We start from the raw sequence: 25,348 nt of genomic DNA on the forward strand, positions 1-25,348 counted from the left end.
GGGCGGGCCTCCAGGCCTTGTACCCTTGGTGATCGTGACCACCGAGCACTCCACTGCGAACGCAACCGAGCACCCCGCCGGGCCCGCAGCCGTCGATCCCGACGCCTACGACTTCCGCCGCATCCAGGAGAAGTGGCAGCCCCGCTGGGAGGAGCTCGGCCTCTTCACGACCGACCTCGACGACTCGCGCCCGCGCAAGTACATCCTCGAGATGTTCCCGTACCCGTCCGGCGACCTGCACATGGGGCACGCCGAGAACTGGGCACTCGGCGACTTCGTGGCCCGCTACTGGCGGCAGCAGGGCTTCAACGTCCTGCACCCCATCGGCTGGGACTCCTTCGGCCTGCCCGCCGAGAACGCGGCGATCAAGCGCGGGGTCGACCCGGCGCAGTGGACCTACGCGAACATCGAGCAGCAGAAGGCCTCGTTCAAGCGCTACGCGCCGTCGTTCGACTGGACGACGGAGATCCACACGTCGGACCCCGAGTACTACAAGTGGAACCAGTGGCTGTTCCTCAAGATGTACGAGAAGGGCCTGGCCTACCGGAAGGACAGCTGGGTCAACTGGGACCCGGTGGACCAGACCGTGCTCGCGAACGAGCAGGTGCTGCCCGACGGCACCTCGGACCGTTCCGGCGCCGTCGTCGTCAAGAAGAAGCTGACGCAGTGGTACTTCGCGATCACGAAGTACGCGGACCGGCTGCTCGACGACCTCAACCAGCTCGAGGGTCGCTGGCCGGCGAAGGTGATCGCGCAGCAGCGCAACTGGATCGGCCGTTCGGTCGGCGCCGACGTCGACTTCGTCATCGAGGGGCACGACGAGCCCGTCACCGTGTTCACCACACGTCCGGACACCATCCACGGGGTGACGTTCCTCGTGGTGGCGCCGGACTCGGACCTGGCGGCGTCGCTGGTCTCCGCCGCCCCTGACGACGTGCGTGCCGACTTCGACGCGTACCTGACCGCGACGCAGAAGACCTCGGAGATCGACCGGCAGAACGCCGACCGGCCGAAGACCGGCGTGCCGCTCGGCCGCTCCGCGATCCACCCGCTCACGGGGGAGCGCCTGCCGATCTGGGCCGCCGACTACGTGCTCGCCGACTACGGCCACGGCGCCGTGATGGCGGTCCCGGCGCACGACCAGCGCGACCTCGACTTCGCCCGGGCCTTCGACCTGCCCGTCAAGGTCGTCGTCGACACGAACCAGCCCGTCACCGGTGCCATCCCGGTCATCCCCGAGGGCGCGACGCTCGAGGACCTGCCCGCGCTCGACCCCGTCTCGACCGGCGAGGCGCTCACCGGCCAGGGCCGGATGATCAACTCCGGGCCGCTCGACGGCATGTCGAAGCAGCACGCCATCACTGCGGCGATCTCCCTGCTCGAGGAGCGTGGGACGGGTCGGGCTGCGAAGACCTACCGCCTGCGCGACTGGCTCATCTCCCGTCAGCGCTTCTGGGGCACCCCGATCCCGATCATCCACGGCGCCGACGGCACCGAGCACCCGGTCCCGATGGACCAGCTGCCGGTGCGCCTGCCGTCGACCGAGGGCCTCGACCTCAAGCCGAAGGGCACCTCGCCGCTCGGTGGAGCGACCGACTGGGTGAACGTGCCGAACCCGGTGGACGGCACCCCGGCGCTCCGCGACACGGACACGATGGACACCTTCGTCGACTCGTCGTGGTACTTCCTGCGCTTCCTGTCGGCCCAGGACGACACGCAGGCGTTCGACCCCGAGGCCGCTCGGAGGTGGGCTCCGGTCGACCAGTACATCGGTGGCATCGAGCACGCGATCCTGCACCTGCTCTACGCGCGCTTCGTCACGAAGGTCCTGTTCGACCTCGGCTACCTCGACTTCACCGAGCCGTTCTCGGCGCTTCTCAACCAGGGCATGGTGCTCTCCGGCGGCTCGAAGATGTCGAAGTCGAAGGGCGGCGTCTCGCTCGGCGACGAGCTCGACGCGAACGGCGTCGACGCGATCCGCCTCGTGATGGGCTTCGCCGGGCCGCCGGAGGACGACATCAACTGGGAGGACGTGTCGCCGTCGGCGTCCGCACGCTTCCTCGCCCGCGCCTACCGCCTGGCGCTCGACGTCACCTCGGCACCGGACGCCGTCTGGGCCGACGGTGACCGTGCCCTGCGCCAGGTGACGCACCGCTTCCTGGCCGACGCGCCGGGGATGATGGAGGCCTTCAAGTTCAACGTCGTGATCGCGCGACTGATGGACCTGGTGAACGTCACCCGCAAGGCGATCGACAGCGGCCCCGGCGCCGGTGACCCCGCCGTGCGCGAGGCCGTCGAGACGATCGCCCTCGCCCTCGCCGTCTTCGCCCCGTACACCGGCGAGGAGATGTGGGAGAAGCTGGGCTACGAGGCCACGGTCGCCACGTACGGCTGGCGGAAGGCGGACCCGACGCTGCTCGTGCAGGAGACGCTCACCGCGGTCGTGCAGGTCAACGGCAAGGTGCGCGACTCGTTCGAGGTGTCGAAGTCGATCGAGGCGGACGAGCTCGAGCAGCTCGCGCGGGCCTCGGCGAACGTGCAGCGGTACATCGGTGACCGCGAGATCGTCAAGGTCATCGTGCGGGCGCCGAAGCTCGTGAACATCGCGATCAAGGGCTGACGGCTCCCGGAGTCCTCCCCACCTGACCGGCCCGGCCGGTCCCTCCACAGGAGGGGCCGCCGGGCCGTCGTCGTCCCCGTGGCGGGACCTACCGTGCCGGGCATGACTGCTTCGTCTCCTGGAGGACCCGGTGCCGACGGGTCGTGGGCGTCCCGGTTCGCGCTCTCGCCCCGGGCGGCCGTGGTGCTGGCCGCCGTGGTGGTCGGGCTCGCGCTCGTGGTGGTCGCGATCGGGACCCTCGGGACGCGATCGACGGCCGGGGTGACGGTGACGAGCGCGCCCTCGACGGCGCCCGGCCGACCGGATCCGGGTCCGAGCACGGACGCCACGGGCGGCGCTCCCGGGTCCGGATCGCGCTCGGGATCGGCGAGTGCCGCGGCGGTCACCGTGTACGTGCTCGGCGCGGTGGTCCGGACCGGGGTCGTCGAGGTCCCCGCCGGGACCCGCGTGGACGGCGCGCTGCAGCGAGCGGGGGGAGCCACGGCCGACGCCGACCTCGCCCGGCTCAACCTCGCTCGTCCGGTGGTGGACGGAGAACGCCTGTACGTGCCGCGGGTCGGGGAGACCGAGGTACCCGAGGCGCTCCGGCCGGACGCGCCGGGTGCCGGGGGCGGGAGTGCCGCCGTCGGGGGTGGTGCCGGCGGCGCGGACGACACGGGCGCGGCCGTCGTCGACCTCAACACCGCCGACCAGCCGACGCTCGAGACCCTGCCCGGCATCGGCCCGGCACTGGCGGCCCGCATCCTGGCGTGGCGCGAGGAGCACGGCGGGTTCACGTCGGTGGACGACCTGCTCGAGGTCAGCGGCATCGGCGACACCCGCCTCGCCGAGCTGCGGGACCGGGTCCGGGTCTGAGTCGTGGACGTGCAGCCGAGCCTCGTCGACCTGCGCCTCGCGGGACCGGTGGCCGTCGCGTGGATCGAGGCGGCGCTGCTCGTCGGGGCGCCGGGGACCGCGTGGTGGTGCGCGACGACCACGGCGACCGCCGGCACCGTGGTCGTCCTGGCGCTCGTGGTGCGGGGCCGGCGCGGGCGTGCAGCGCTGTCCGGCGGTCGCGGTGGTCTGCTGGGCGGCGTGCCGGGTGGCGTGCTGGGCGGCGTGCTCGTCGCGGCAGCGTGCTGCCTGCTCGTCGCGGTGGCGGTCGGGGTGGGCGCGGCGGCGCGGTCGCCGCAGGCGCTCGCGGACCGTGCCGGACGGACCGTGGCCGTCGAGGTCGTGCTGACCCGGGACCTCGCCGCCTCCGACCGGTCGACCACGGGCACGCTGCGGACGATCGGTGACGTGGGCGGGCTCGAGGTCCCCGTGCGCGTGGTCCCGGCCGGGCGTCTCCGTGCGTCGGCCGGAGCGGTGCTGCACGCCCGGGCGACGGTGCAGACCGACGACGGCGGCGCACCGACCGCGGCGGTGGTGTTCCTGCGCGGACGTCCGACGAGCCTGCCGCCGACCGGTCTGCTGGCAGCGTCGGAGCGCGTGCGGCAGGACTTCACGGCGGTGACGCGCGACCTGCCCGAACCCGGCGGCGCGCTGCTGCGCGGGCTGGCGATCGGGGACCGCAGCGGACTCGACCCGGCGACGGAGTCCGCGATGGAGACGACCGCGCTGACCCACCTCACGGCGGTCTCCGGCTCGAACTGCGCCGTCGTCGTCGCGCTCGTCGTTGCCGGGTGCCGGGCGCTCGGGCTCCCTCGGGTCCTCCGGGCGGTCGCGGCCGTCGGGTTCCTGGTGGCCTTCGTGGTGCTCGTGCGACCGGACCCGTCGATCGTGCGTGCCGCGGTGATGGCGGTGGTGGTCCTGGCGGTCCGGCTGTCGGGCCGCCCGCTCCGCGGGGTGCCGCTCCTGGCGCTCACCGTCCTCGGCATGCTCGTGGTGGACCCCTGGTACGCCCGGGCGCCCGCGTTCGCGCTGTCGGTCCTGGCCACCGGCGGCATCATCGTGCTGGCACCGCGCCTGACCGCCCTGCTCGCGCGGCGGTGGTGGCAGCCCGTCGCTGCAGCGGTCGCGATCCCCGTCGCCGCACAGCTCGCCTGCTGGCCCGTGACGGTCGTGCTCGCCCCGACCCTCCCGACCTACGCGGTCCCGGCGAACCTGCTGACGGAGCCCCTCGCGCCCGTCGTCACCGTCGGCGGGCTCGCCGCGTGCGTGCTCGCTCCTGTCTGGCCCTGGGGCGCCGGGGTCGTCGCGCACGTGGCCTGGGCTCCCGCGGCGGTCATCGGTGCCGTCGCACACGGGGCGGCCGCACTGCCGGCGGCGACGCTCGACTGGCCCGCCGGACCGGTCGGAGCCGCGACGGCGGGGGTGGTCAGCCTGGCGGTCGCCGGTGCCGTCCTCGTGGATGCTCCGCGACGGACGTGGGTGCTGGTCGCAGCGGGGACCGTCGTCGCGATCGGGATCGGACTCGTGGCCGTCCCGCGGCTCGTGGTGCGCTCGACCGTGCCGGGGGACTGGGCGGTGGTGGCGTGCGACGTCGGGCAGGGTGACGCCGTCCTGGTGCGCGACGGCACCGGTCCGGTCGCCCTCGTCGACACCGGGGACGACGAGGAGCTGCTGCTGCGGTGCCTCGACCTGGTCGGGGTCGACCGGGTCGACCTGCTCGTGCTGACCCACTTCGACCGTGACCACGTCGGCGCGGTGAGGGCGGTGGCGGACCGGGTCGCGCGGGCGCTCGTCGGTCCCGTCGGACGGCCCGAGGACGAGCGGGTCGTCGGGACGCTCGAGCGGGCCGGGGTCGAGGTCCGGACCGCGGACGACGGCACGTCGGGCACCCTCGGCGCGTTGCGCTGGCGGGCGGTGTGGCCGCGCGCGGGATCGTCGGCATCGGGCAACGACGCGAGTGTCGTCCTCGAGACCACCGCCGACGGACCCTGCCCGACCTGTGTGTCCGGGGTGTTCCTCGGCGACCTCGGGGAACAGGCCCAGCGCCGGCTCCGACCCTTGGTCGAGGCGCACCCGGACGTCGTCAAGGTCGCCCACCACGGATCGGCCGACCAGGACCCGGCGTTGTACCGACAGCTCGCGGCGCCGATCGGACTCATCGGCGTCGGCGCCGACAACACCTACGGGCACCCGACGGCGTCGGCGCTCGACGCCCTCCGCGCCGCGGGGACGACCGCATTCCGCACCGACGAGCAGGGTACCGTCGTGGTCTCGCGATCGGCCGACGGGTCGTTGCAGGTCTGGACCGAGCGGACGGCGCCGACGCCGGAGGCACCCTCGCCGACTCCACGGGCGTCGGTCCTGACGGCGCCGGCCGCGACGACGGGGGGCCGTCCGGCGGGAGGTCCGTCTGCGGCGGCCCGTAGGATCGGAGCAGGCCCCGACCAGCTCGCTCCGGAGCCGACGGAAGGAACGCATGCCCGCCAAGAAGCCCACGCGCGCCGCCGCGAAGATCGACCAGGTGCCGTGGTCCGGTGTCCGACCGGCGCCCGTCGTGCTCGTCACCGGTCCCGAGCAGTTCCTGGCGGAGCGGGCGAGCAGCGTCCTCCGGGACCTGCTCGTCGGCGAGGACCCGGCGCTCGAGGTGCACGACCTCGAGGCAGACCAGTACGCCCCCGGCCTCTTGGCGACGCTCGCGAGCCCGTCGCTCTTCGGCGAACCGCGGCTCGTGCGGGTGACGAACGTCGAGAAGTGCACCGACGCCTTCATCACCGAGACGATCTCCTACCTGCAGGCGCCCGCTGACGACGTCACGCTGGTCCTGCGACACGGTGGGGGCATGCGCGGCAAGAAGCTGCTCGACACCATCCGCAGCGGGGTCGGCGGCGGCGTCGAGGTCCAGTGCGACGAGCTCAAGCGCGACACCGACAAGATCGACTTCGTCAACGCCGAGTTCCGGGCCGCCCGGCGGAAGATCGCGCCCTCGGCAGTCCGCACGCTCGTCGCGGCGTTCTCCGACGACCTCGCGGAGCTCGCGGCGGCGTGCCGGCAGCTGCTGGCCGACGAGGCCGAGGAGATCACCGACCGCACCGTCGACAAGTACTACGGCGGTCGCGTCGAGACCAACGCGTTCAAGGTCGCGGACATCGCGCTCGCGGGACGCTCGGCTCCGGCGATCGTCGAGCTGCGGCACGCCCTCGCGACGGGGGAGGCGCCGGTGCCGATCGTCGCGGCGTTCGCGAGCAAGATCCGCACGATGGCCAAGGTCAGCGCCTTCCGTGGGCCGAGCGGCCAGGCGGCGTCCGCGCTCGGCATGGCGCCGTGGCAGGTGCAGCGCGCGCAGCGCGACGTCGCCGGGTGGAGCGAGGCCGGGTTGGCGAACGCGATCACGAGCATCGCGGCGGCGGACACGGCGGTGAAGGGCGGCTCTCGCGACGCGCACTACGCGCTCGAGGTCATGGTCCGGACCATCGCCCGTCGCGGCGAGGAGCGCTGAGGCGCGGCCCGCCCCGCGACGAGGCCGCAGCACGACGAGCAGCACCTCGCGCCACGGATCTCCGTGGCACGAGGTGCTTCCGGTTGTTCTCGAGCGAGTCGCGCCGCCGCCGCCGCGCTCGTGGCGCTGCCGCCGCGCTGCCGCCGCGCCGCCCCGCCCGGGCACACGCCGCAACGACGAGAGCCCCGCACCATCGGTGCGGGGCTCTCGTGCAGGTGTCAGACGCTCAGAGCGCGGAGACCTTCTTGGCGATGGCCGACTTGCGGTTCGCCGCCTGGTTCTTGTGGATGACGCCCTTGCTCACGGCCTTGTCGAGCTTCTTCGACGCGAGGGCCAGCGCTGCGACGGCCTTGTCCTTGTCGCCGGCGACGACGGCCTCGTTCGTGTGGCGGATGACCGTCTTGAGCTCCGAGCGGTAGGCCTTGTTGCGCTCCTGGGCCTTGAGGTTGGTCTTGATGCGCTTCATCTGCGACTTGATGTTCGCCATGCGTGTTGCTCCTTGTTCGTCTGCTACGGGTGGTCGCGACGTCGGGTAGAGGGGCCCTCTGTCGCATCGCGTTCCACCCGTGGGCGGGGAACGCGGAAGCCAGCCACCAACTCTACCAGCAGACCCACGGACCGCCAAAGCCCCGACGCGCCGTGCTCCGTGCCAGGGCCGCACGGCGGAAACGCCCCCGCAACACGGACGGGTTACCGTGACGAGGTGCCATCCCTCGCTCCACGCATCGACTCCGTCCCCGCCTCCGGCATCCGTCGCGTCTACGAGCAGGCGGCCCTGCTGCGAGCGGACGACACCGACGTCGCGATGCTCGTGATCGGTGAGCCCGACGTCCCGGTCGCGCCGCACATCGGCGAGGCCGCGCGCCGCGCGTGGACCGAGGACCGCACGGACTACACGCCGAACGGCGGCATCGCACCGCTCCGTGCGGCGATCCGCGACAAGCTGCGTCGCGAGAACCGCATCGAGGTCGACGTCGAGCAGGTCTGGACGACGATCGGCGCGACCCAGGCGCTGTTCCAGGCGATGACCCTCGTGCTGAGCCCCGGGGACGAGGTCCTGGTGCCCGACCCCGGCTACACGACCTTCACGATGAACGCGCACATCATCGGTGCCACCCCCGTGCCGTACCGGCTCGAGCCGCAGCACGACTTCGAACCCGACCTCGCGGCACTCGAGGCGAGCGTCACCGAGCACACCCGTGCGATCGTGGTGAACTCGCCGTCGAACCCGCTCGGCTCGGTGTTCGGCGAGGACACCCTGCGCGCGCTCCTGGCCCTGGCGAAGCGGCACGACCTGTGGGTGATCAGCGACGAGGTCTACGAGTACTTCACCCACGGCACGCGTCACGTGAGCATCGCGGCCCTCGACGACGACGACCGGGTCTTCACCGCCTTCTCGTTGAGCAAGACGTACGCGATGACCGGTGTCCGGGTCGGCTACCTGGTGACGCCGAAGGGCATGGGGCCCACGATGCGCACGACGCAGGAGGCGATGATCAGCTGCGTCGCGGAGCCGGACCAGTGGGCCGCGCTGGCGGCGATCGTGGGCGACCACCAGGCGGTGCAGGACGCACGCGAGCACTACCGAGCGAACCTCGCCGTCGCGAAGGAGGTCCTCGACGCAGCGGGCATCCGCTACCTCGATCCGCGCGGCGCCTTCTACCTGTGGATCGACGTCTCGCACGCGTCGCAGGGCGACGTCGCCGAGTGGGCGCTGGCGTTCCTGCACCGCGAGCACGTCGCGGTCGCCCCGGGCAGCGCCTTCGGTCGGTCCGGTGAGGGGTGGATCCGGGTCTGCCTGGCGGCGACCGTCGACGACCTCCGTCGCGGCCTGGGAGCGCTGCCGGCGCCCGCCAGGGCGACCGTCTGACGGACGGGAGGCCCGTGGCGGGCGCGACCACGCGCCTCCGGTCCGTCCTGCAGACCGTCCGGGGCCGTGGCGCGCCTCCACAGGTCGGCCTGCGGTGCGCGCTGCCCGTGTGCAACCGTGGGACAATCGTTCGACCGCACCGACCCCCTGAGGAACCGTGAGCCCACAAGCATCCGCGCCGCTCGAGCCCGCCGCGACCCCGGCCGAGGCGATCCGCAACTTCTGCATCATCGCGCACATCGACCACGGCAAGTCCACGCTGGCCGACCGCATGCTGCAGATCACCGGCATCGTCGAGGAGCGGGCGATGCGTGCGCAGTACCTCGACCGCATGGACATCGAGCGCGAGCGCGGCATCACGATCAAGTCGCAGGCCGTCCGCATGCCGTGGGAGCTCGACGGTCAGACCTTCGCCCTGAACATGATCGACACCCCCGGGCACGTCGACTTCTCGTACGAGGTCTCGCGCTCGCTCGCGGCGTGCGAGGGCGCGATCCTGCTCGTCGACGCGGCGCAGGGCATCGAGGCCCAGACGCTCGCCAACCTGTACCTGGCGCTCGACAACGACCTCGAGATCATCCCGGTCCTCAACAAGATCGACCTGCCGGCGGCCGACCCCGACAAGTACGCCGCCGAGCTCGCGCAGCTCATCGGTGGCAAGCCGGAGGACGTCCTCCGCGTCTCGGGCAAGACCGGTGTCGGTGTCGCCGAGCTCCTCGACCGCGTGGTCCGGACCGTGCCGGCGCCGGTCGGCGACGTCGAAGCGGCCCCCCGCGCGATGATCTTCGACTCGGTCTACGACAGCTACCGCGGCGTCGTGACGTACGTCCGGATGATCGACGGCACGATCCACCCGCGCGAGAAGGTCCAGATGATGTCGACCCGGTCGACGCACGAGATCCTCGAGATCGGTGTGTCGTCGCCCGAGCCGAAGCCGACGAAGGGACTGTCGGTCGGCGAGGTCGGCTACCTGATCACCGGTGTGAAGGACGTCCGGCAGTCGAAGGTCGGTGACACGGTCACGACGGCGCAGAAGCCGGCGACCGAGGCGCTGCCCGGGTACACGGACCCGAAGCCGATGGTGTTCTCGGGCCTGTACCCGATCGACGGTTCCGACTACCCGGACCTGCGCGAGGCGCTCGACAAGCTCAAGCTGTCGGACGCGGCCCTCGTGTACGAGCCCGAGACCTCGGTGGCGCTCGGCTTCGGCTTCCGCTGCGGCTTCCTCGGCCTGCTGCACCTCGAGATCATCACCGAGCGCCTGTCGCGGGAGTTCGGCCTCGACCTCATCACGACGGCCCCGAGCGTGATCTACGAGGTCACGAACGAGGACACGACCGTGACCGAGGTCACGAACCCCTCCGAGTTCCCGGGCGGTCGCATCGTCGAGGTCCGCGAGCCGATGGTCCGCGCGGCGATCCTCGCGCCGAAGGACTACGTCGGCGCGATCATGGAGCTCTGCCAGTCGCGCCGCGGATCCCTGCTCGGCATGGAGTACCTGGGCGAGGACCGCGTCGAGATCCGGTACGAGATGCCCCTCGGCGAGATCGTGTTCGACTTCTTCGACCAGCTGAAGAGCAAGACGCAGGGCTACGCCTCGCTCGACTACGAGCCGACCGGCGACCAGGCCGCCGACCTCGTCAAGGTCGACATCCTGCTGCAGGGCGAGCAGGTCGACGCGTTCAGCGCGATCGTCCACCGCGACAAGGCGTACGCGTACGGCACGCTGATGACCGAGCGTCTCCGCAAGCTCATCCCGCGGCAGCAGTTCGAAGTGCCGATCCAGGCCGCGATCGGTGCGCGGATCATCGCCCGCGAGAGCATCCGTGCGATGCGCAAGGACGTCCTGGCGAAGTGCTACGGCGGTGACATCACCCGCAAGCGCAAGCTCCTCGAGAAGCAGAAGGAGGGCAAGAAGCGCATGAAGATGGTGGGTCGCGTCGAGGTCCCGCAGGAAGCCTTCATCGCAGCGCTCTCGGGCGACGTCGAAGAGAAGAAGAAGTAGCCGCTGCGAGCACGAGCAGCACGACGGAGCCCCGCCACGAGCGGGGCTCCGTCGTTCCCGGACCCGCTCGTCCCGGTGCGGTAAGCGGACGAGATCGGGGCGCAGTCCGCCGGGGGTTCGGGGGCGGCCGGCCTGGTCCTCCGCGGATGCGGTGGGTGGACCGGGTAGTCTGCCCGCACTCTGGGGGACCGGGCAGGTCACCCGATCTGTACGGTCGCATCTGTACCGAGGGCGACTGAAGACCCCTCAGTTCAGGGTGGACCCGGCCGCCCGGACCGTGCGTGCTCCTGCGCCACGGCGCTCGAGGACCCGGGGTGCACACGGAGGTGCGAACCACGATGTCCCGTCACGCAACGACCGTCCCCCGCGCACGGCGCCGACGGTCCGAACGCGTCCTGGTCGCCGCCGGCGTCGCTGCTGCGGTGGTGCTCGCCATGAGCTTCAGCGGCACGCTGTCGGTCTTCACGCAGGCCTTCCTGCACGGCACCAACACGGTCGCGACCTCGACCGTCCAGATCGTGGAGACGACGGCGGACGGTTCGCCGGGTGCGTGCACGACCGCGGCCGACGGCACGGCGAGCTGCACCGACCCGGACCTCTACGGCGGCCAGTCCCTGCGACCGGGGGGCCGGTCGGAACCCCAGACGATCTTCTTCGAGAACACCGGGACGGCGACGCCCACCGGCTTCCGGCTGACCGGCGGACCGTGCGCGACCACGCCCGAGAGCGGGTCGGACCTGTGCCGCCAGCTCGTCGTGAAGATGACCTGGCGCGGCGCCGACGTGCTGCCCGCGTCCACGACGCCCGCGTACCTCGCGGCGAACGCGATCACGCTGCCCTACCCACCCGCCGCAGGCGAGCGCTACCCGCTGGCCGTGCAGGTCTCGCTCCCGGACGGGGCGACCGCGCCGACGTCGGGTGTGACCCTCTCACAGGCCCTCACGTTCACGTTCTCGGCCTGACGGTGCCGTCGTGGGAAGGCACTCGGCGATCGTCCCGCGGGCTTCGGTGCGCACGGGCTGGCTCCTCACGGCGGCGGGTCTCGTCGCCTCGGTCGCCCTCGCACTGACGGCGACCGGCACGACGTCGGCGTACACGGCGTCGATCTCGAACACCACGAACACCGCCAACACCGTCTCGATCGAGATGACGCAGGGCCCTGACGCCTCGACCGTGGCGTGCAGGAGCACCGCCACGGCCACCACGACCTGCTCGACCGACCTCTACGCGGGCAAGGACCTCCGGCCGGGGGACACGACGCGCGGCACCTCCACGGTGATCAGGAACACCGGAGGGGTCACCGCGTCCGCCTTCTCGCTCACCCCCGGCACCTGCATCGGCACCGTCTCGACGTCGAACAGCATCTGCTCCTGGTTGCGCGTCACCGTGACGTGGACGACGCCGACGGGGACCACGACCGTGGTCTCGGGGGAGAGCGCCGCGACGGTCGGCGGGCGGACCTTCCCCATCAGCCCGGCGCCTGCGGCCGGTCAGGGCGGTACCGCCGTCGTGTCGGTCGCCCTCGACCCGGCGGCTCCGAACGACTCGCAGGCGCAGAGCATGAGCCAGTCGCTCGTGTGGACGTTCACCGCATGACGGTGGCGGAGACCGGCGACGCGATCGGCGTCCCCGCGGCTGGTCGCCGGCGTGCTCCCGGCCGCGCGGTGCGGGTGCGGCTCGTCGTCACCGTCGCCGTCGTCCTGCTCGTGCTGCTCGGTGTCGGGGCCGCGACGGCCGCGGGCGTCCGGACGTTCGACGTCCGGACGCCGTCGATGGGCCGCACGGCACCCGTCGGCTCGCTCGTCGTCACCCTGCCGCCCGGACCGGACCGGCTGGCCGTCGGCGACGTCATCACCTTCGTCCCACCGGTCGCCGAGGGCGGGGGGACGGCGCCTCGACTGCCCTACACGCACCGCATCAGCGCGGTGGAGGACGGCGCGTTCACCACCAAGGGCGACGCGAACGGTGCTGCGGACGGCTGGACCGTCAGCCGCGCTGACGTCGTCGGCAGGGTCGTCGCAGTCCTGCCCGGTGCGGGGTGGGCGCTCCGCATGCTGCCGTGGTCCGTCGGCGGGGTCGGTCTCGTCTGGCTCCTGACCGGGCTCCTCGGCGCGGGCGCTCCGCGGACCGCCGCTCGCCTGCTCGGCTCGGCCGCGGTGCTGGCCGGCGTGGTGACGGTCTTCCGACCGTTCGCCGCCCTCGTCGTGACCGGCGTCGACCCGGGGACGCGGCCGGTGGCGCACGTGGTCTCGACCGGTCTGCTGCCGATCCGGGTGGTCGGACCGTCCGGTGCGTCCGACCGGCTCGTCAGCGGTGCGGTCGGTCAGGTGCCCCTGCCTCCGGGGTCGGACGGCGCGGTCGCGCTCGCCGCTCGACTCGACCTCTCCCCGCTCGGTTGGGCGGTGCTCGCCGTGCTCTGTGCCGCACCCCTCGTCGTCGGGGTCCTCCTGGCCCGGTCGCAGAGCCTCCGTGTCGCCGATCCCGGGCACACGGAGGGCCCTGCGACGGACCTCCCGGCGGTGTCGTCGTGAGTGCCAGGACGGCGGGCGTGCTCACCGGGGCGCTCGTCGTGGCACTCACCGTGGCGACCGGTGTCACCACGACGGCCGATCCCACCCTCGCCGTCTACACGGCGGCGTCGTCGAACCGGAGCACCGCGAGCACGGTCGGTGACTACGCCCTGACGGGCCTGCCGTTCCGTGACTCCTTCGCCGGAGGGCAGGGGGCGTGGAGGACCTACGGCGGCTCCTGGACGACCCGGACGCAGTTCGGCTACGGCACGTTCACCGAGACGGCCGGCTCCTCCGACGGGCCCAAGGCCGTCACGGGTGACCCGTCGTGGACGGACTACACGATGCAGGCGGACGTCCAGGTGAACAGCGGGACGAACGCCGGGCTCCTGGTCCGCGTCACGGATCCCGCTCCGGGTGCCGATGCGTTCACGGGGTACTCGATCGGTCTGGACCGGACGGACAACACGCTGTCGATCAGCCGGACGAAGCACGGTGCGACGACCCGACTGGCGTCCTCGACGATCCCCGGCAGGCTCGCGAACGGACAGTTCTACCACGTGGTCGTGCAGGCCGCCGGGTGCGGCATCACCGCCTGGTCGACCACCGTCGGCGCGAACGACTGGACGCGGGCGAGTGTCTCGGAGTCGTCGGCCGACTGCTTGACGACGGGCGCGATCGGGCTGCGCGGCAACGGCAGCGCAGCCGGCTACCGCTTCGTGACGGCCACAGCGGGTGCCCTCGCACCCTCGCTCGCGGCGGACCCGTACAACTCGACCCTCGCCACCGGTCGGTTCGAGGACGGCGCGCCCGCGCGGGTGTTCGGGGGCACGTGGGCGATCGACCAGCAGGAGGAACGGATCCGCAGCACGGCCTACGCGAACACCGGGGACAAGCAGGTCCTGAACCGGGTCTGGGGCGACATGACCCTGACGGGCGACGTGCGCCTGATGCGCACCCCGAGGTCGGGCGTCGACGCGGGTCTCGTCGTCCGGGTGAACGACCCGTCCACAGGGATCGACTCGATGCGCGCCTACTCCGTCGGCATCACCGCGACCGGGATGACCATCGGCGAGCACCGGTCGCCCGGGTTCGTCGGGTCGTTCGTGTCCTTCGGTCGGACGGTGCAGGCCGAGGAGTGGTGGCACCTCACCGTCGAGGCGGTCGGCTGCACGATCACGGCCACCGCGTCGCCGGCCGACGGTGGGACACCCGTCCAGGGTCGCGTGTCCTTCGGTGCCTGCTCGTCGACGAGCGGCGCGGTCGGGATCCGCGAGCAGGGCACCGAGGCCGAGTGGCGGAACCTCGCCGTCACGCCACGCTGACACAGGTCGGGCCGAGCGGCCCCGGTACGATGGGTCCATGAGTTCCCGCGGCAGCTACCGGACCGCCCTGACCTACGGTGCCGTCGGTGCCACGCAGGCGGCGGACCTCATGACCTACCCGCCGGAGGGCTTCACCCCGGCGCAGTCGCGGGCGCGCATCGGCCACGGCGACGCCCGGTTCGAGACCGCGGTGACGCAGGCGTTGACCTGGCAGATCCAGGAGCGCAGCGGCATCCGGGTGCAGGTCGAGGACCATCCCGACGACGACGAGGTCCGCTACAACCCGGTGACGTTCGACGAGCACGGTGTCCCGATCGCACCGGCCTCGATCGGCACGCCCCGGGTGGAGAAGTTCGCCGCCGACGGCACCCCGCTGCTGACGGCGGGCACCACGGCGACGCTCGAGATGCACGCGTTCGGGCAGACCGTGCACGCGCCGGTCCGCGTCGTGTCGATCATCGACGAGACCGACCGCAAGGGCTTCGCCTACGGCACGCTCGAGGGGCACCCGCTGTCCGGCGAGGAGTCCTTCGTGGTCGAGCGCACGAGCGACGGTTCGGTGTGGCTGCAGGTCCGCCAGTTCTCGCAGCCGTCGAGCCGGAAGTGGGCGTTCGTGGCGCCGCTGCTCCGTCGACAGCAGCGGGTCATGGCAGCGAAGTACCTCAGCGCACTGCGCGGCGACTGACCGGTCGAAACGAGGCGTCCGACCGCGTGCTCGGCACGGCGCACCGACCGCCACCGCCGCCGCCGCTCAGCGCAGCGGCGGCAGCGCGGCGATCGCCTCCTCGAGCAGTCGGGCGTCCTGCACGCAGTCCCGCGCGACGCACACCGCGCTCGTCCCACGCAGGGCGTCGACCTCGTAGACCCCGGTCGCGACCGCGACGAACGGGATCCCCACCGCGTCGGCCGCCTCGCCGTCCCGCGGGGTGTCGCCGACGATGACGGCTCGCTCCCCGGACAGGGCGGCGGCGGCGCGTGCGGTGACGCCGGTGCGCTCGACCTCCGCGTCCCCGAAGTAGGAGTGCTCCCAGTCGAAGGCGCCGAGGTCGAAACCCGCCCCGCCCAGCTTCACGCGGGCCCGGTGCTCGGAGTTGCCGGTCAGCAGGCCGTTCCGCCAGCCGAGTCCGGCGAACCGGCGGACGAGCGCGGCGGCTCCCGGGGCGGGGGAGCGGCGTTCGCCCCGGCCGTAGCGCTCGTCGGTCAGGTCGCGCAGGTGCCGGCTGACCGTGGGGATGAGCGCGTCGTCGAGGTCGTGTGCCCGGACGTGGTCCGCGATGAGCCCGGCGTCGGTCCGGCCGTGCTGGTGTCCGACCTTCAGCACGAGGTCGCGGCCGACCGCGCGCTCGACGGCCAGGTGGTACAGGTTGCCGGGCGACGCCGCGTTCAGCACGAGGGTGCCGTCGATGTCCCACAGCACCGTGGTGGGGACGGTGTGGTGCTCCATGGCTCCATCATGGCCGAGAATGGAGTCCATGCCGAGTGCGCTCCCGATCGCCGATCCCGCTCCCGCGGACGGCCTGCTCACCCCTGGCCCCGGCGCCGGCGACGTCCCCTTCGGCGTCTACGTCCACGTGCCGTTCTGCCGGGTGCGGTGCGGCTACTGCGACTTCAACACCTACACGGCGTCCGAGCTGCGCGGGGTGCGCCGTGACGACTACGCCGGCCACGCGGTGCAGGAGATCCGGTGGGCGGCCGAGGTCCTCGACCGCTCCGGGGTGCCGCGACGCCCGGTCTCGACGGTGTTCTTCGGCGGTGGCACGCCGACGATGCTGCCGGCGGACGACCTGGTGATGATCCTCCGGGCGATCGACGACACGTGGGGCATCCTGCCGGGGGCGGAGGTCACCACCGAGGCGAACCCGGACTCCGTGGACGCGGACGCGATCGCGACCCTGCAGCGCGGCGGGTTCACCCGGATGAGCTACGGCATGCAGTCGGCCGTCCCGCACGTCCTCGCGACGCTCGACCGGACCCACGACCCCGAGCGGGTGCCGGTCGTGGTGGACCTCGCGAAGCAGCAGGGCCTCGACGTCAGCCTCGACCTCATCTACTCGACCCCGGGGGAGTCGCTCGACGACTGGCGCACCTCGCTCGAGGCCGCGCTGGCCTGCGCGCCCGATCACGTGTCGGCGTACTCGCTCATCGTCGAGGACGGCACGGCGATGGGGCGCATGGTGGCCCGCGGCGACCTGCCGGCCCCGGACGACGACCTCGCCGCCGACATGTACGAGCTCGCCGACCGGACCCTCGCCGACGCCGGGTACTCCTGGTACGAGGTCTCGAACTGGGCGCGCACCGATGAGGCCGGTGGTCCGGAGCGCCACGCGAGCCGACACAACCTGTCCTACTGGAAGGGCCACGACTGGTGGGGCGTCGGCCCGGGTGCGCACTCCGCGGTCGCCGGCACCCGCTGGTGGAACGTGAAGCACCCGGCCGCGTACGCGAACCGGGTGCTGGCCGGCGAGTCGCCCGCGGCGGGGCGCGAGACGCTCGACGCCGACACCCGGTACGTCGAACGGGTGCTGCTCGCCGCGCGCGTCCGCGGCGAGCTCACCACCGCGGAGCTCGGCCGGGAGGCACGTGGCCGGGTCGCCGGTCTCATCGCGCGTGGCCTCGTGGACGGCACGGCCGCGGTGCGGGGACGCATCGAGCTCACCCTGCAGGGCCGGCTGCTCGCGGACGCGGTCGTCCGCGAGCTGCTCGACTGACGCGCCGGCGGTCGCTCGCGCGCTACTGCTTGATGAACTCGATGGTGAGCGGGTAGCGGTAGAAGTCACCGCGGTTCGCCGCGAGGGCGGCCAAGATCGCGAAGACGATCACGATCACGTACAGGATCGGCAGCAGCACGAGTCCGATGACGACGAACGCCAACAGGCTGCACACGAACCCGGCGATCGCCATCGTGATGTGGAAGTTCAGTGCCTGACGGGTGTGCTCCTTCACGAACTGCCCGCGGTCGCGCAGCACCAGGTAGGCGATGATCGGCACGACCAGGCTGAAGAAGATGCCGCCGACGTGCGTCAGCGTCGCCCAGAGTCGCTGGTCCTCCGGCGACATCGGCTGGGGCGGCGTGAAGCCGGCCGGGTACTGCGGTCCCTGCGGGTTCTGGGGTCCGCCCTGCTGCTGGCCGTAGCGGCCGTCCTGCGGGCCGCCCGGTTGCTGTCCGTAGCTCATGCCGTGAGCGTACCGGCGTGGGCCCCGGCGGTCCCGGTCGGTCGGCGGTCGGGCGTAGGATCAGCAGTCGACACGTCCGAGTGCCAGCATCGAACGGAAGGGGTCCGGATGGTCAGCGAACGCTCCCTCGAGGTCCTCAAGGCGATCGTGCGGGACTACGTGGCCTCGCGCGAGCCCGTCGGCTCGAAGACGATCGTCGAGCGCCACGCCTTCGGGGTCAGCGCCGCGACGATCCGCAACGACATGGCGCAGCTCGAGGACGAACAGCTGATCGCGGCGCCGCACACCTCGTCGGGGCGGGTGCCGACCGACAAGGGGTACCGACTCTTCGTCGACCACCTGGCCGCAGCCCGGCCGCTGTCGAGCGCGCAGCGCCACGCCATCGAGACCTTCCTCGGCACGCCGAACGACCTCGACGAGGTCCTCGGTCGCACGGTCCGCCTGCTCAGCCAGCTCACCAACCAGGTCGCGCTGGTGCAGTACCCGTCGATGGTGCGCGCACGCGTGCAGCACGTCGAGCTCGTCCGGCTCGGTGACACCCGCCTGATGGTCGTGCTCATCACCGACACCGCCCGGGTCGAGCAGCGCGTGGTCGAGACGGACGTCCCCCTCGACGAGGGGTCGCTCACCGAGCTCCGCACCGTCGTGAACGGGGCGAGCGTCGGGCTCCTGCTGCAGGACGTCCCGCGTGCCCTGCGCGAGGTGCCGCAGCAGCTCCGTCCGGACGCGCAGACCCTCGGCGGCGTCGTCGTCGCGACGCTCATCGAGCAGGTCGCGGCGAACCGGCAGGACCGCCTGGTCATGGCCGGCGCGGCGAACCTGGCGAAGAGCGAACGCGACTTCTCCGGCGGACTGTTCTCCGTGCTCGAGGCGATCGAGGAACAGGTGACCCTGCTCCGCCTGTTCGGCGAGATGCAGGTGGACGACGTGGCCGTGGCCGCGAGCATCGGCGTCGAGAACGCCGAGTACGGCCTCGACGCGACGAGCATCGTCGCCGGTGGCTACCTCGCCGGCGGCGGAGCGGTCGCCCGACTCGGGGTCCTCGGCCCCACCCGCATGGACTACGGCACGAACATGGCCGCCGTCCGTGCGGTCGCACGGTACCTGTCCAAGCTGCTGGGCGAACATTGACCGGACCCTGCGCCCGACGCGCGGTGTCCAGCGGACCGGCTCCGCGCCTCCAGACCGGACCGCGGCGACCGCCGCGACCCACCGACCGAACCGAAACCGACTGAGGGAACCGTGGCAGACCACTACGACGTCCTCGGCGTCCAGCCGGACGCCTCCGATGCCGACATCAAGAAGGCCTACCGACGGCTGGCGCGCGAGCTCCACCCGGACGTCAACCCGAGCCCGGACGCGGCCGAGCGCTTCAAGGACGTGACGCACGCGTACGACGTGCTGAGCGACCCGGAGCAGCGCCGACGCTACGACGCCGGCCCGCAGGAGAGCCCCTTCGGCGGCGGTGCCGCCGGTGGCTTCAGCGACATCTTCGACGCCTTCTTCGGCGGGGGTGGCGGCGGCGGACGCGGCAACGGTCCGCGCAGCCGTGCCGAGCGCGGGCAGGACGCCCTGCTGCGCATCGAGGTCGACCTCGACGAGGTCGTCTTCGGCACCCACAAGGACGTCGAGGTCGACACGGCCGTCGTCTGCGACACGTGCCACGGCTCGTGCTGCGCGCCGGGGACCAGCCCCCGCACCTGCGACATCTGCGGTGGCTCCGGGCACATCCAGCGCCAGGTCCGCTCGCTCCTCGGCAACGTCGTGACCAGCGCGCCCTGCGGGACGTGCCGCGGCTACGGTACCGTCATCCCGAGTCCCTGCCCGACGTGCCAGGGCCAGGGGCGCGTCCGCGCCCGCCGGACCATCCCCGTCGACGTCCCCGCCGGCGTCGAGACCGGGCTGCGCCTGCAGATGCCGGGCCAGGGCGAGGTCGGACCCGCGGGCGGCCCGTCCGGCGACCTGTACCTCGAGGTCAAGGTGCGCCACCACGACGTCTACAGCCGCGACGGCGACGACCTGCTCGCGACGCTCGAGGTCCAGATGACCGATGCGATCCTCGGCGCGCACACGACGATCGACGGGCTCGACGGGCCGGTCGAGCTCGAGATCCGTCCGGGCGTGCAGAGCGCCGACGTCCTGGTCATCAAGGACCGCGGCGTGACGAAGCTGCGCGGCACCGGCCGGGGCGACCTCCGCGTCGGCGTGCAGGTCGTGACCCCGACCAAGCTCTCGCACAAGGAACGTGGGCTCGTCGAGCAGCTCGCGAAGACGCACAAGGCACCGGGACCGCAGCTCGCCCGCTTCCAGCAGGGCATGTTCGGCAAGCTCCGCGACCGCTTCTTCAACTTCTGATGGCATCGCTCTACCTCGTCGGTCCGGGGACCCTCGACGACCTCGGCGCCGGTGACGCGGTGTCGCTCGACGGCGCGGAGGGCCGACACGCCGTCTCGGTCGCGCGGGTCCGCGTCGGCGAGACGCTGCGCCTCTCCGACGGCCGGGGCACGGTCGTCACGGGCGCGGTCGCGTCGACCGGCAAGGACACGCTGACCCTGACGGTCGCCGACGTCGCCGTCGAGGCGGAACCGCGTCCGGCGCTGGTGCTCGTGCAGGCGCTCGCGAAGGGCGGGCGTGACGAGATGGCGGTGCAGGCAGCCACCGAGATCGGCGTCGACCGCATCGTCCCCTGGGCTGCAGCGCGCAGCGTGTCGCGGTGGGACGGCGCGAAGGTCGAGAAGGGACGCGCCCGGTGGGTCGCGATCGCGCAGGAGGCCGCGAAGCAGGCGGTCCGGTCGCGCGTCCCGACGGTGGACGCACCGGTGACGACGGCGCAGCTGGCCGCGGTCGGCCGGGAGGCGCGGCGTGCGCTGGTCGTGCTGGACCCGGTCGGCGCGGTGCGGCTCTCGGCGTGGGAGCCGCCGGCCGACGTCGACGAGATCGTCCTGGTCGTCGGACCCGAGGGCGGGATCGACGGTCCCGAGTTCGACCGGCTCGAGGCCGCCGGCGCCGTCCGCGTGCGGCTCGGGGACACCGTGCTCCGCACCTCGACCGCCGGACCGTCCGCCCTGGCCGTCCTGCAGACCAGGCTCGGGCGCTGGTAGCGGCGTCGGAGGCGGGTCCTACGATGGTCTCCATGAGCAGCAGCGAGCCGAGCATCTTCTCGAGGATCGTCGCGCGCGAGGTCCCGGCGACCATCGTGGCCGAGGACGACCGGGTGATCGCGTTCGAGGACATCGCTCCGAAGGCACCCGTCCACGTGCTCGTGGTGCCCAAGACCGAGGAGTACCGCGACGTCACCGAGCTCGCCGCCGGTGACCCCGAGCTGCTGGCGCACGTCGTCGCGACCGCCCGCCGCATCGCGGACGAGCGGGCCGGCGGCCAGTTCCGTCTCGTCTTCAACACCGGCGAAGCCGCCGGTCAGACCGTGTTCCACGTGCACGCGCACGTCCTCGCAGGTGATCTGCACGAAGGGAATCTCCTTGCCGGTTGACGACTCCGTCCACCCCGCGTCCGACGCGCCCGCACCGGACCGACCCACGACCCGACCCGTGTCCGACCCGTCCGACGTCGTCGTCGACATCCGGGTCGACGGCATCGCGATGGTCCAGCTCCTCGGCCCGCAGGACCGCCTGCTCAAGACGGTCGAGCGGCAGTACCCGGGCGTCCGGGTGCTCGTCCGCGGCAACGAGGTCTCCCTCACCGGAGCCGAACGCGACGTCGCCCGTGCCCACGCGCTCGTCGACGAGCTCGTCGGCATGGTGAAGCGCGGGCAGGACATCGGTCCGGCGGACATCCCGACGTCGGCGCGGATCCTCGACGAGGACCGCAAGCCCTCGGACACGTTCGGCACCCCGATCGTGGCGAGCCGCGGCAAGTCGGTGCGGCCGAAGACCGACGGGCAGCGCGCCTACGTCGACGCCATCGACCAGCACACCATCACCTTCGGCATCGGCCCCGCGGGCACCGGCAAGACCTACCTGGCGATGGCGAAGGCCGTCCAGGCACTGCAGCGGCGCGAGGTCACCCGCATCATCCTGACCCGTCCCGCGGTCGAGGCGGGCGAGCGGCTCGGGTTCCTGCCGGGCACGCTGACCGACAAGATCGATCCGTACCTGCGCCCGCTGTACGACGCCCTCAACGAGATGATGGACCCCGAGCTGGTCCCGAAGCTGCTGGCGGCCGGCACCGTCGAGGTCGCACCGCTGGCGTACATGCGCGGGCGGACGCTGAACGACTCGTTCGTGATCCTCGACGAGGCGCAGAACACCACGCCCGAGCAGATGAAGATGTTCCTGACGCGCCTCGGCTTCGGCTCGAAGATGGTCGTCACCGGTGACATCACGCAGGTCGACCTGCCCGGCAACCTGTCCGGTCTCCGGCTCGTCACGCGGATCCTCGGCGACGTCGACGACATCCACTTCGCCCGGCTCGGCAGCGAGGACGTCGTCCGCCACACCCTGGTCGGACGGATCGTCGACGCCTACACCGTGTACGACGAGGAACGTCTGGCGGAACAGGCCGGGCACCGCCCCGCCGGCCGGGGGACCTCGCCGACGGGCAACCCAGCCGGAGCGAACCGCGCCGAGCGTCGCGGGCGGCCGCCGCAGGACCGCCAGCAGTCCCCGTACCCCCAGAACGACGCCCGAGGAGGCAACCGGTGAGCATCGAGCTCAACAACGAGTCGGGTGTCGAGGTCGACGAACAGGCCGTCCAGCGCCTCGCCGCCTTCGCGCTCGACGCGCTGCACGTCCACGCGGACGCGGAGCTCGCGATCGTCCTGGTCGACGAGGGCGCGATGGAGCAGCTGCACGTCCGGTGGATGGACGAGCCGGGTCCGACGGACGTCCTGAGCTTCCCGATGGACGAGCTCCGCCCGGGGACCGAGGACGAGCCGACACCGGCCGGGCTGCTCGGCGACATCGTCGTGTGCCCGCAGGTCGCCGCCGAGCAGGCGAAGACCGCGGGGCACACCACCACCGACGAGATGCTGCTGCTCACGTGCCACGGCATCCTCCACCTGCTCGGATTCGACCACGCCGAGCCGGAGGAGAAGGCCGAGATGTTCGGGCTGCAGGGCGAGATCCTCTCCGCCTTCGCGGCACAGCGACGCGGGCGGTGACCTGATGGTGCTCGTCGCCGTCCTGCTCGCGGCGGCGTTCGTCCTGGTCGTCGTCGGTGGTCTGCTCGCCGCGTCCGACGCCGCGCTCACCGTGCTGTCCCGCGCCGACCTCGACGAGATCGCCCGGGGCAGCCGCAACCGTCGTGCGATCGAGGCCGTGGCCGACGACGTCGGCGCGCACGTCAACGCCCTGAACTTCGTCCGCGTGCTCGCCGAGACCGCCGCCGCGGTGCTCGTCACGATCGCCCTCGTCACGGTGTTCGACACCTGGTGGGTGGCCCTGGTCGTGTCCGCCGCGATCATGACGGCCGTGTCGTTCGTGCTCGTCGGGTCGAGCCCGCGCAGCGTCGGACGCGCACACGCCGAGCGCCTCATCGGCGCGACCGGAGGACTCGTGCGCGCCGTCCGGATCGTGCTCGGTCCGCTCGCCGGGCTCCTCGTCGCGATCGGGGACCGGGTGACCCCCGGCCGTGGTCGCAGCGCATCGACGGTGTCGAGCGAGGAGCAGCTGCTCTCGCTCGTCGACGAGGCGACCGAGAGCAACGTGCTCGCACAGGACGACCGCGAGCTCATCCACTCGGTCTTCGAGTTCAGCGACACCCTGGTGCGCGAGGTCATGGTGCCCCGGACCGACATGCTCACGGTCGACGGCGAGGCCACCCTGGCCGCGGGGATGGAACGGTTCCTGGTCGCCGGCGTCTCGCGCATGCCGGTCACCGGCAAGGACAGCGACGACGTGCTCGGCGTGCTCTACCTGCGCGACGTCTCCCGCGCCCTGTACGAGCAGCCCGGCAGCGAGCGGGAACCGGTGACGGCGCTGCTGCGACCGGCCGAGTTCGTCCCCGAGTCGAAGCCCGCGGACGACACCCTCCGGCACATGCAGGTCGCCAAGAACCACCTGGTGCTCGTGGTCGACGAGTACGGCGGGGTCGCCGGGCTCGTGACGATGGAGGACCTCATCGAGGAACTCGTCGGCGACATCTCCGACGAGTACGACCGCACCGTGGTCGACCGGACCGAGGTCGGCCCGGGCGTCTGGCGCATCTCCGCCCGCATGCCGATCGACGAGCTCGGCGACCTCTTCGGCGTCGAGCTCGAGGACGACGACGTCGACACCGCCGGTGGCCTGCTGACGAAGGAGCTCGGCCGGCTGCCGGTCCGCGGCGAGCAGGTCACCGTCTCCGGGGTCGCGCTGACCGCCGACCGTGTCGAGGGCAAGCGCCGCCACCTGATCACCGTCCTGGCCGAGCGGAGCGCCGCCCTGCAGGACGCCGAGGACGCCCTCGACGAGACCACTCCGAGCACGACGGGAACCCCGAACGCATGACCGATCACGAACCCGACCACGGCACCGACACGGGTACGGACACCGACGCGACCACGGGGACCGACACACCGGGCCAGCCGTACCGCGCCGGCTTCGTCTCCTTCGTCGGGCGTCCGAACGTCGGCAAGTCGACGCTGACGAACGCCCTGGTCGGCGAGAAGGTCGCGATCACCTCGTCGAAGCCCCAGACCACGCGACGCGCCATCCGGGGCATCGTGCACCGGCCCGACGGCCAGGTCATCATCGTCGACACCCCCGGCGTGCACCGCCCCCGCACCCTGCTCGGCGAACGGCTCAACGACCTCGTGCAGTCGACGCTCGGTGACGTCGACGTGATCGGCTTCTGCGTGCCGGCCGACGAGCCGATCGGGCCGGGCGACAGGTTCATCAACGAGTCGCTCGACCAGTACCCGCGGGCGCGGAAGATCGCGATCGTCACGAAGATCGACGGCACTCCGAAGGACCGCGTCGGCGAGCAGCTCCTCGCGGTGTCCCAGCTGCGGGAGTGGGACACGATCATCCCGACGTCGGGGACGAAGGGCCTGCAGCTCGAGGTGCTGCTCGCCGAGATCACGAAGCTGCTGCCCGAGTCGCCGCAGCTGTACGACGCTTCCACCGTCACCGAGGAGACCGACGAGGACCGCATCGCCGAGCTCGTCCGCGAGGCAGCGCTCGAGGGCGTCCGCGACGAGCTGCCGCACTCGCTCGCGGTCGTCATCGAGGACGTCGTCGAGCCCGACGACGAGGACGACCCCGACGGACCGCTGCGGATCTTCGCGAACCTGTTCGTCGAGCGCGACAGCCAGAAGGCGATCGTCATCGGCCGCGGCGGGGAACGGCTGAAGGACGTCGGATCCCGGGCGCGCGCGGAGATCGAGTCGCTGCTCGGCGGTCGCCACGTCTACCTGAACATCCGTGTCAAGGTCGCCAAGGAGTGGCAGCGCGACCCGAAGCAGCTCGGCCGTCTGGGCTTCTGATCCGGGTCATCCCCTGGTCGGACGCGCGTCCTCCGGCCGCGTCGTACCGTGG

At 72.2% G+C, this 25,348-nt stretch carries 22 protein-coding genes and 1 pseudogene; 20 read left to right on the plus strand and 3 right to left on the minus strand.

Features of this window, described 5'->3' with window-relative positions:
• Positions 1-28: 28 nt before the first annotated feature.
• The 4 genes and pseudogenes from leuS (at position 29) to holA (ending at position 6,989) form a co-directional block, all read left to right on the plus strand.
• Positions 29-2,620, plus strand: a complete 2,592-nt coding sequence (leuS, locus tag ACIQFY_RS00755) for a leucine--tRNA ligase (RefSeq protein WP_400337837.1) — start codon at positions 29-31, stop codon at positions 2,618-2,620.
• Between the two features lie 102 nt (positions 2,621-2,722).
• Entirely contained in the window at positions 2,723-3,475 is a 753-nt protein-coding gene (locus ACIQFY_RS00760; protein ID WP_400337840.1) for a helix-hairpin-helix domain-containing protein, read from the plus strand.
• Positions 3,476-4,111: 636 nt separating this feature from the next.
• Positions 4,112-5,257 (plus strand): annotated as a pseudogene (locus ACIQFY_RS00765) (ComEC/Rec2 family competence protein); the annotation flags it as partial.
• 712 nt (positions 5,258-5,969) lie between these two features.
• Positions 5,970-6,989, plus strand: coding sequence for a DNA polymerase III subunit delta (holA, locus tag ACIQFY_RS00770; RefSeq protein WP_066653827.1), 1,020 nt, complete (start codon positions 5,970-5,972; stop codon positions 6,987-6,989).
• A 226-nt stretch (positions 6,990-7,215) separates the two neighbouring features.
• Here holA and rpsT read toward each other — a convergent pair whose 3' ends face one another.
• Entirely contained in the window at positions 7,216-7,476 is a 261-nt protein-coding gene (rpsT, locus tag ACIQFY_RS00775; RefSeq protein WP_058729393.1) for a 30S ribosomal protein S20, read from the minus strand.
• Between the two features lie 216 nt (positions 7,477-7,692).
• Here rpsT and ACIQFY_RS00780 point away from each other — a divergent pair, with 216 nt between their 5' ends.
• The 7 genes from ACIQFY_RS00780 (at position 7,693) to ACIQFY_RS00810 (ending at position 15,384) form a co-directional block, all read left to right on the plus strand.
• Positions 7,693-8,859, plus strand: a complete 1,167-nt coding sequence (locus ACIQFY_RS00780; RefSeq protein ID WP_326496177.1) for an aminotransferase class I/II-fold pyridoxal phosphate-dependent enzyme — start codon at positions 7,693-7,695, stop codon at positions 8,857-8,859.
• A 157-nt stretch (positions 8,860-9,016) separates the two neighbouring features.
• On the plus strand, positions 9,017-10,864 hold the full coding sequence (lepA, locus tag ACIQFY_RS00785) for a translation elongation factor 4 (RefSeq protein WP_400337845.1): 1,848 nt from the start codon (positions 9,017-9,019) through the stop codon (positions 10,862-10,864).
• 338 nt (positions 10,865-11,202) lie between these two features.
• Positions 11,203-11,826, plus strand: coding sequence for a hypothetical protein (locus ACIQFY_RS00790; protein WP_400337848.1), 624 nt, complete (start codon positions 11,203-11,205; stop codon positions 11,824-11,826).
• A 10-nt stretch (positions 11,827-11,836) separates the two neighbouring features.
• On the plus strand, positions 11,837-12,460 hold the full coding sequence (locus ACIQFY_RS00795) for a hypothetical protein (protein WP_400337850.1): 624 nt from the start codon (positions 11,837-11,839) through the stop codon (positions 12,458-12,460).
• The gene (locus tag ACIQFY_RS00800) at positions 12,457-13,395 is read left to right on the plus strand and encodes a hypothetical protein (protein ID WP_400337853.1); all 939 of its coding nucleotides are present in this window, start codon (positions 12,457-12,459) and stop codon (positions 13,393-13,395) included. The genes ACIQFY_RS00795 and ACIQFY_RS00800 overlap by 4 nt, the downstream gene beginning before the upstream one ends.
• The gene (locus ACIQFY_RS00805; protein WP_326496173.1) at positions 13,392-14,699 is read left to right on the plus strand and encodes a family 16 glycoside hydrolase; all 1,308 of its coding nucleotides are present in this window, start codon (positions 13,392-13,394) and stop codon (positions 14,697-14,699) included. Before ACIQFY_RS00800 ends, ACIQFY_RS00805 begins: the two co-directional genes overlap by 4 nt.
• Positions 14,700-14,736: 37 nt before the next feature.
• Entirely contained in the window at positions 14,737-15,384 is a 648-nt protein-coding gene (locus ACIQFY_RS00810; protein WP_400337855.1) for a DUF1990 family protein, read from the plus strand.
• Between the two features lie 66 nt (positions 15,385-15,450).
• Here ACIQFY_RS00810 and ACIQFY_RS00815 read toward each other — a convergent pair whose 3' ends face one another.
• Positions 15,451-16,143 (minus strand): HAD family hydrolase, encoded by a 693-nt coding sequence (locus tag ACIQFY_RS00815; RefSeq protein ID WP_066653854.1) that lies wholly within the window; start codon positions 16,141-16,143, stop codon positions 15,451-15,453.
• A gap of 28 nt (positions 16,144-16,171) precedes the next feature.
• Here ACIQFY_RS00815 and hemW point away from each other — a divergent pair, with 28 nt between their 5' ends.
• On the plus strand, positions 16,172-17,407 hold the full coding sequence (hemW, locus tag ACIQFY_RS00820) for a radical SAM family heme chaperone HemW (RefSeq protein WP_066658103.1): 1,236 nt from the start codon (positions 16,172-16,174) through the stop codon (positions 17,405-17,407).
• 22 nt (positions 17,408-17,429) lie between these two features.
• Here hemW and ACIQFY_RS00825 read toward each other — a convergent pair whose 3' ends face one another.
• The gene (locus ACIQFY_RS00825; protein ID WP_326496171.1) at positions 17,430-17,873 is read right to left on the minus strand and encodes a DUF4870 domain-containing protein; all 444 of its coding nucleotides are present in this window, start codon (positions 17,871-17,873) and stop codon (positions 17,430-17,432) included.
• A 108-nt stretch (positions 17,874-17,981) separates the two neighbouring features.
• Between ACIQFY_RS00825 and hrcA the strand changes: the two genes are divergently transcribed.
• The 8 genes from hrcA (at position 17,982) to era (ending at position 25,296) form a co-directional block, all read left to right on the plus strand.
• Entirely contained in the window at positions 17,982-19,004 is a 1,023-nt protein-coding gene (gene hrcA / locus ACIQFY_RS00830) for a heat-inducible transcriptional repressor HrcA (protein WP_400337859.1), read from the plus strand.
• A gap of 111 nt (positions 19,005-19,115) precedes the next feature.
• On the plus strand, positions 19,116-20,228 hold the full coding sequence (dnaJ, locus tag ACIQFY_RS00835; RefSeq protein WP_066653858.1) for a molecular chaperone DnaJ: 1,113 nt from the start codon (positions 19,116-19,118) through the stop codon (positions 20,226-20,228).
• The gene (locus ACIQFY_RS00840) at positions 20,228-20,974 is read left to right on the plus strand and encodes a 16S rRNA (uracil(1498)-N(3))-methyltransferase (protein WP_326496169.1); all 747 of its coding nucleotides are present in this window, start codon (positions 20,228-20,230) and stop codon (positions 20,972-20,974) included. The genes dnaJ and ACIQFY_RS00840 overlap by 1 nt, the downstream gene beginning before the upstream one ends.
• A 32-nt stretch (positions 20,975-21,006) precedes the next feature.
• A complete protein-coding gene (locus ACIQFY_RS00845; RefSeq protein WP_066653863.1) occupies positions 21,007-21,363 on the plus strand; it encodes a histidine triad nucleotide-binding protein in 357 nt (118 codons plus the stop codon).
• Between the two features lie 109 nt (positions 21,364-21,472).
• Positions 21,473-22,534: a PhoH family protein gene (locus tag ACIQFY_RS00850; protein WP_400338386.1), complete on the plus strand. Its 1,062-nt coding sequence runs from the start codon at positions 21,473-21,475 to the stop codon at positions 22,532-22,534.
• Positions 22,531-22,992: an rRNA maturation RNase YbeY gene (gene ybeY, locus ACIQFY_RS00855; RefSeq protein WP_066653869.1), complete on the plus strand. Its 462-nt coding sequence runs from the start codon at positions 22,531-22,533 to the stop codon at positions 22,990-22,992. Before ACIQFY_RS00850 ends, ybeY begins: the two co-directional genes overlap by 4 nt.
• A gap of 4 nt (positions 22,993-22,996) precedes the next feature.
• Positions 22,997-24,319 carry a hemolysin family protein gene (locus tag ACIQFY_RS00860; protein ID WP_066653872.1) on the plus strand — a complete coding sequence of 441 codons (1,323 nt, stop codon included), beginning with the start codon at positions 22,997-22,999 and terminating at the stop codon, positions 24,317-24,319.
• Positions 24,316-25,296 carry a GTPase Era gene (gene era, locus ACIQFY_RS00865; RefSeq protein ID WP_311205310.1) on the plus strand — a complete coding sequence of 327 codons (981 nt, stop codon included), beginning with the start codon at positions 24,316-24,318 and terminating at the stop codon, positions 25,294-25,296. Before ACIQFY_RS00860 ends, era begins: the two co-directional genes overlap by 4 nt.
• Positions 25,297-25,348 lie beyond the last annotated feature (52 nt).

The organism is Curtobacterium sp. NPDC092190, assembly GCF_044755625.1.
Taxonomy (GTDB): domain Bacteria; phylum Actinomycetota; class Actinomycetes; order Actinomycetales; family Microbacteriaceae; genus Curtobacterium.

Coding starts and splice junctions, on each gene's coding strand:
- ACIQFY_RS00815 (WP_066653854.1), bottom strand. CDS start 16,143: ATGGAGCACCACACCGTCCCCACCACGGTGCTGTGGGACATCGACGGC.
- ACIQFY_RS00810 (WP_400337855.1), top strand. CDS start 14,737: ATGAGTTCCCGCGGCAGCTACCGGACCGCCCTGACCTACGGTGCCGTC.
- ACIQFY_RS00825 (WP_326496171.1), bottom strand. CDS start 17,873: ATGAGCTACGGACAGCAACCGGGCGGCCCGCAGGACGGCCGCTACGGC.
- ACIQFY_RS00760 (WP_400337840.1), top strand. CDS start 2,723: ATGACTGCTTCGTCTCCTGGAGGACCCGGTGCCGACGGGTCGTGGGCG.
- ACIQFY_RS00790 (WP_400337848.1), top strand. CDS start 11,203: ATGTCCCGTCACGCAACGACCGTCCCCCGCGCACGGCGCCGACGGTCC.
- ACIQFY_RS00845 (WP_066653863.1), top strand. CDS start 21,007: ATGAGCAGCAGCGAGCCGAGCATCTTCTCGAGGATCGTCGCGCGCGAG.
- ACIQFY_RS00800 (WP_400337853.1), top strand. CDS start 12,457: ATGACGGTGGCGGAGACCGGCGACGCGATCGGCGTCCCCGCGGCTGGT.
- rpsT (WP_058729393.1), bottom strand. CDS start 7,476: ATGGCGAACATCAAGTCGCAGATGAAGCGCATCAAGACCAACCTCAAG.
- ACIQFY_RS00850 (WP_400338386.1), top strand. CDS start 21,473: ATGGTCCAGCTCCTCGGCCCGCAGGACCGCCTGCTCAAGACGGTCGAG.
- ACIQFY_RS00860 (WP_066653872.1), top strand. CDS start 22,997: ATGGTGCTCGTCGCCGTCCTGCTCGCGGCGGCGTTCGTCCTGGTCGTC.
- hrcA (WP_400337859.1), top strand. CDS start 17,982: ATGGTCAGCGAACGCTCCCTCGAGGTCCTCAAGGCGATCGTGCGGGAC.
- era (WP_311205310.1), top strand. CDS start 24,316: ATGACCGATCACGAACCCGACCACGGCACCGACACGGGTACGGACACC.
- ACIQFY_RS00840 (WP_326496169.1), top strand. CDS start 20,228: ATGGCATCGCTCTACCTCGTCGGTCCGGGGACCCTCGACGACCTCGGC.
- hemW (WP_066658103.1), top strand. CDS start 16,172: ATGCCGAGTGCGCTCCCGATCGCCGATCCCGCTCCCGCGGACGGCCTG.
- holA (WP_066653827.1), top strand. CDS start 5,970: ATGCCCGCCAAGAAGCCCACGCGCGCCGCCGCGAAGATCGACCAGGTG.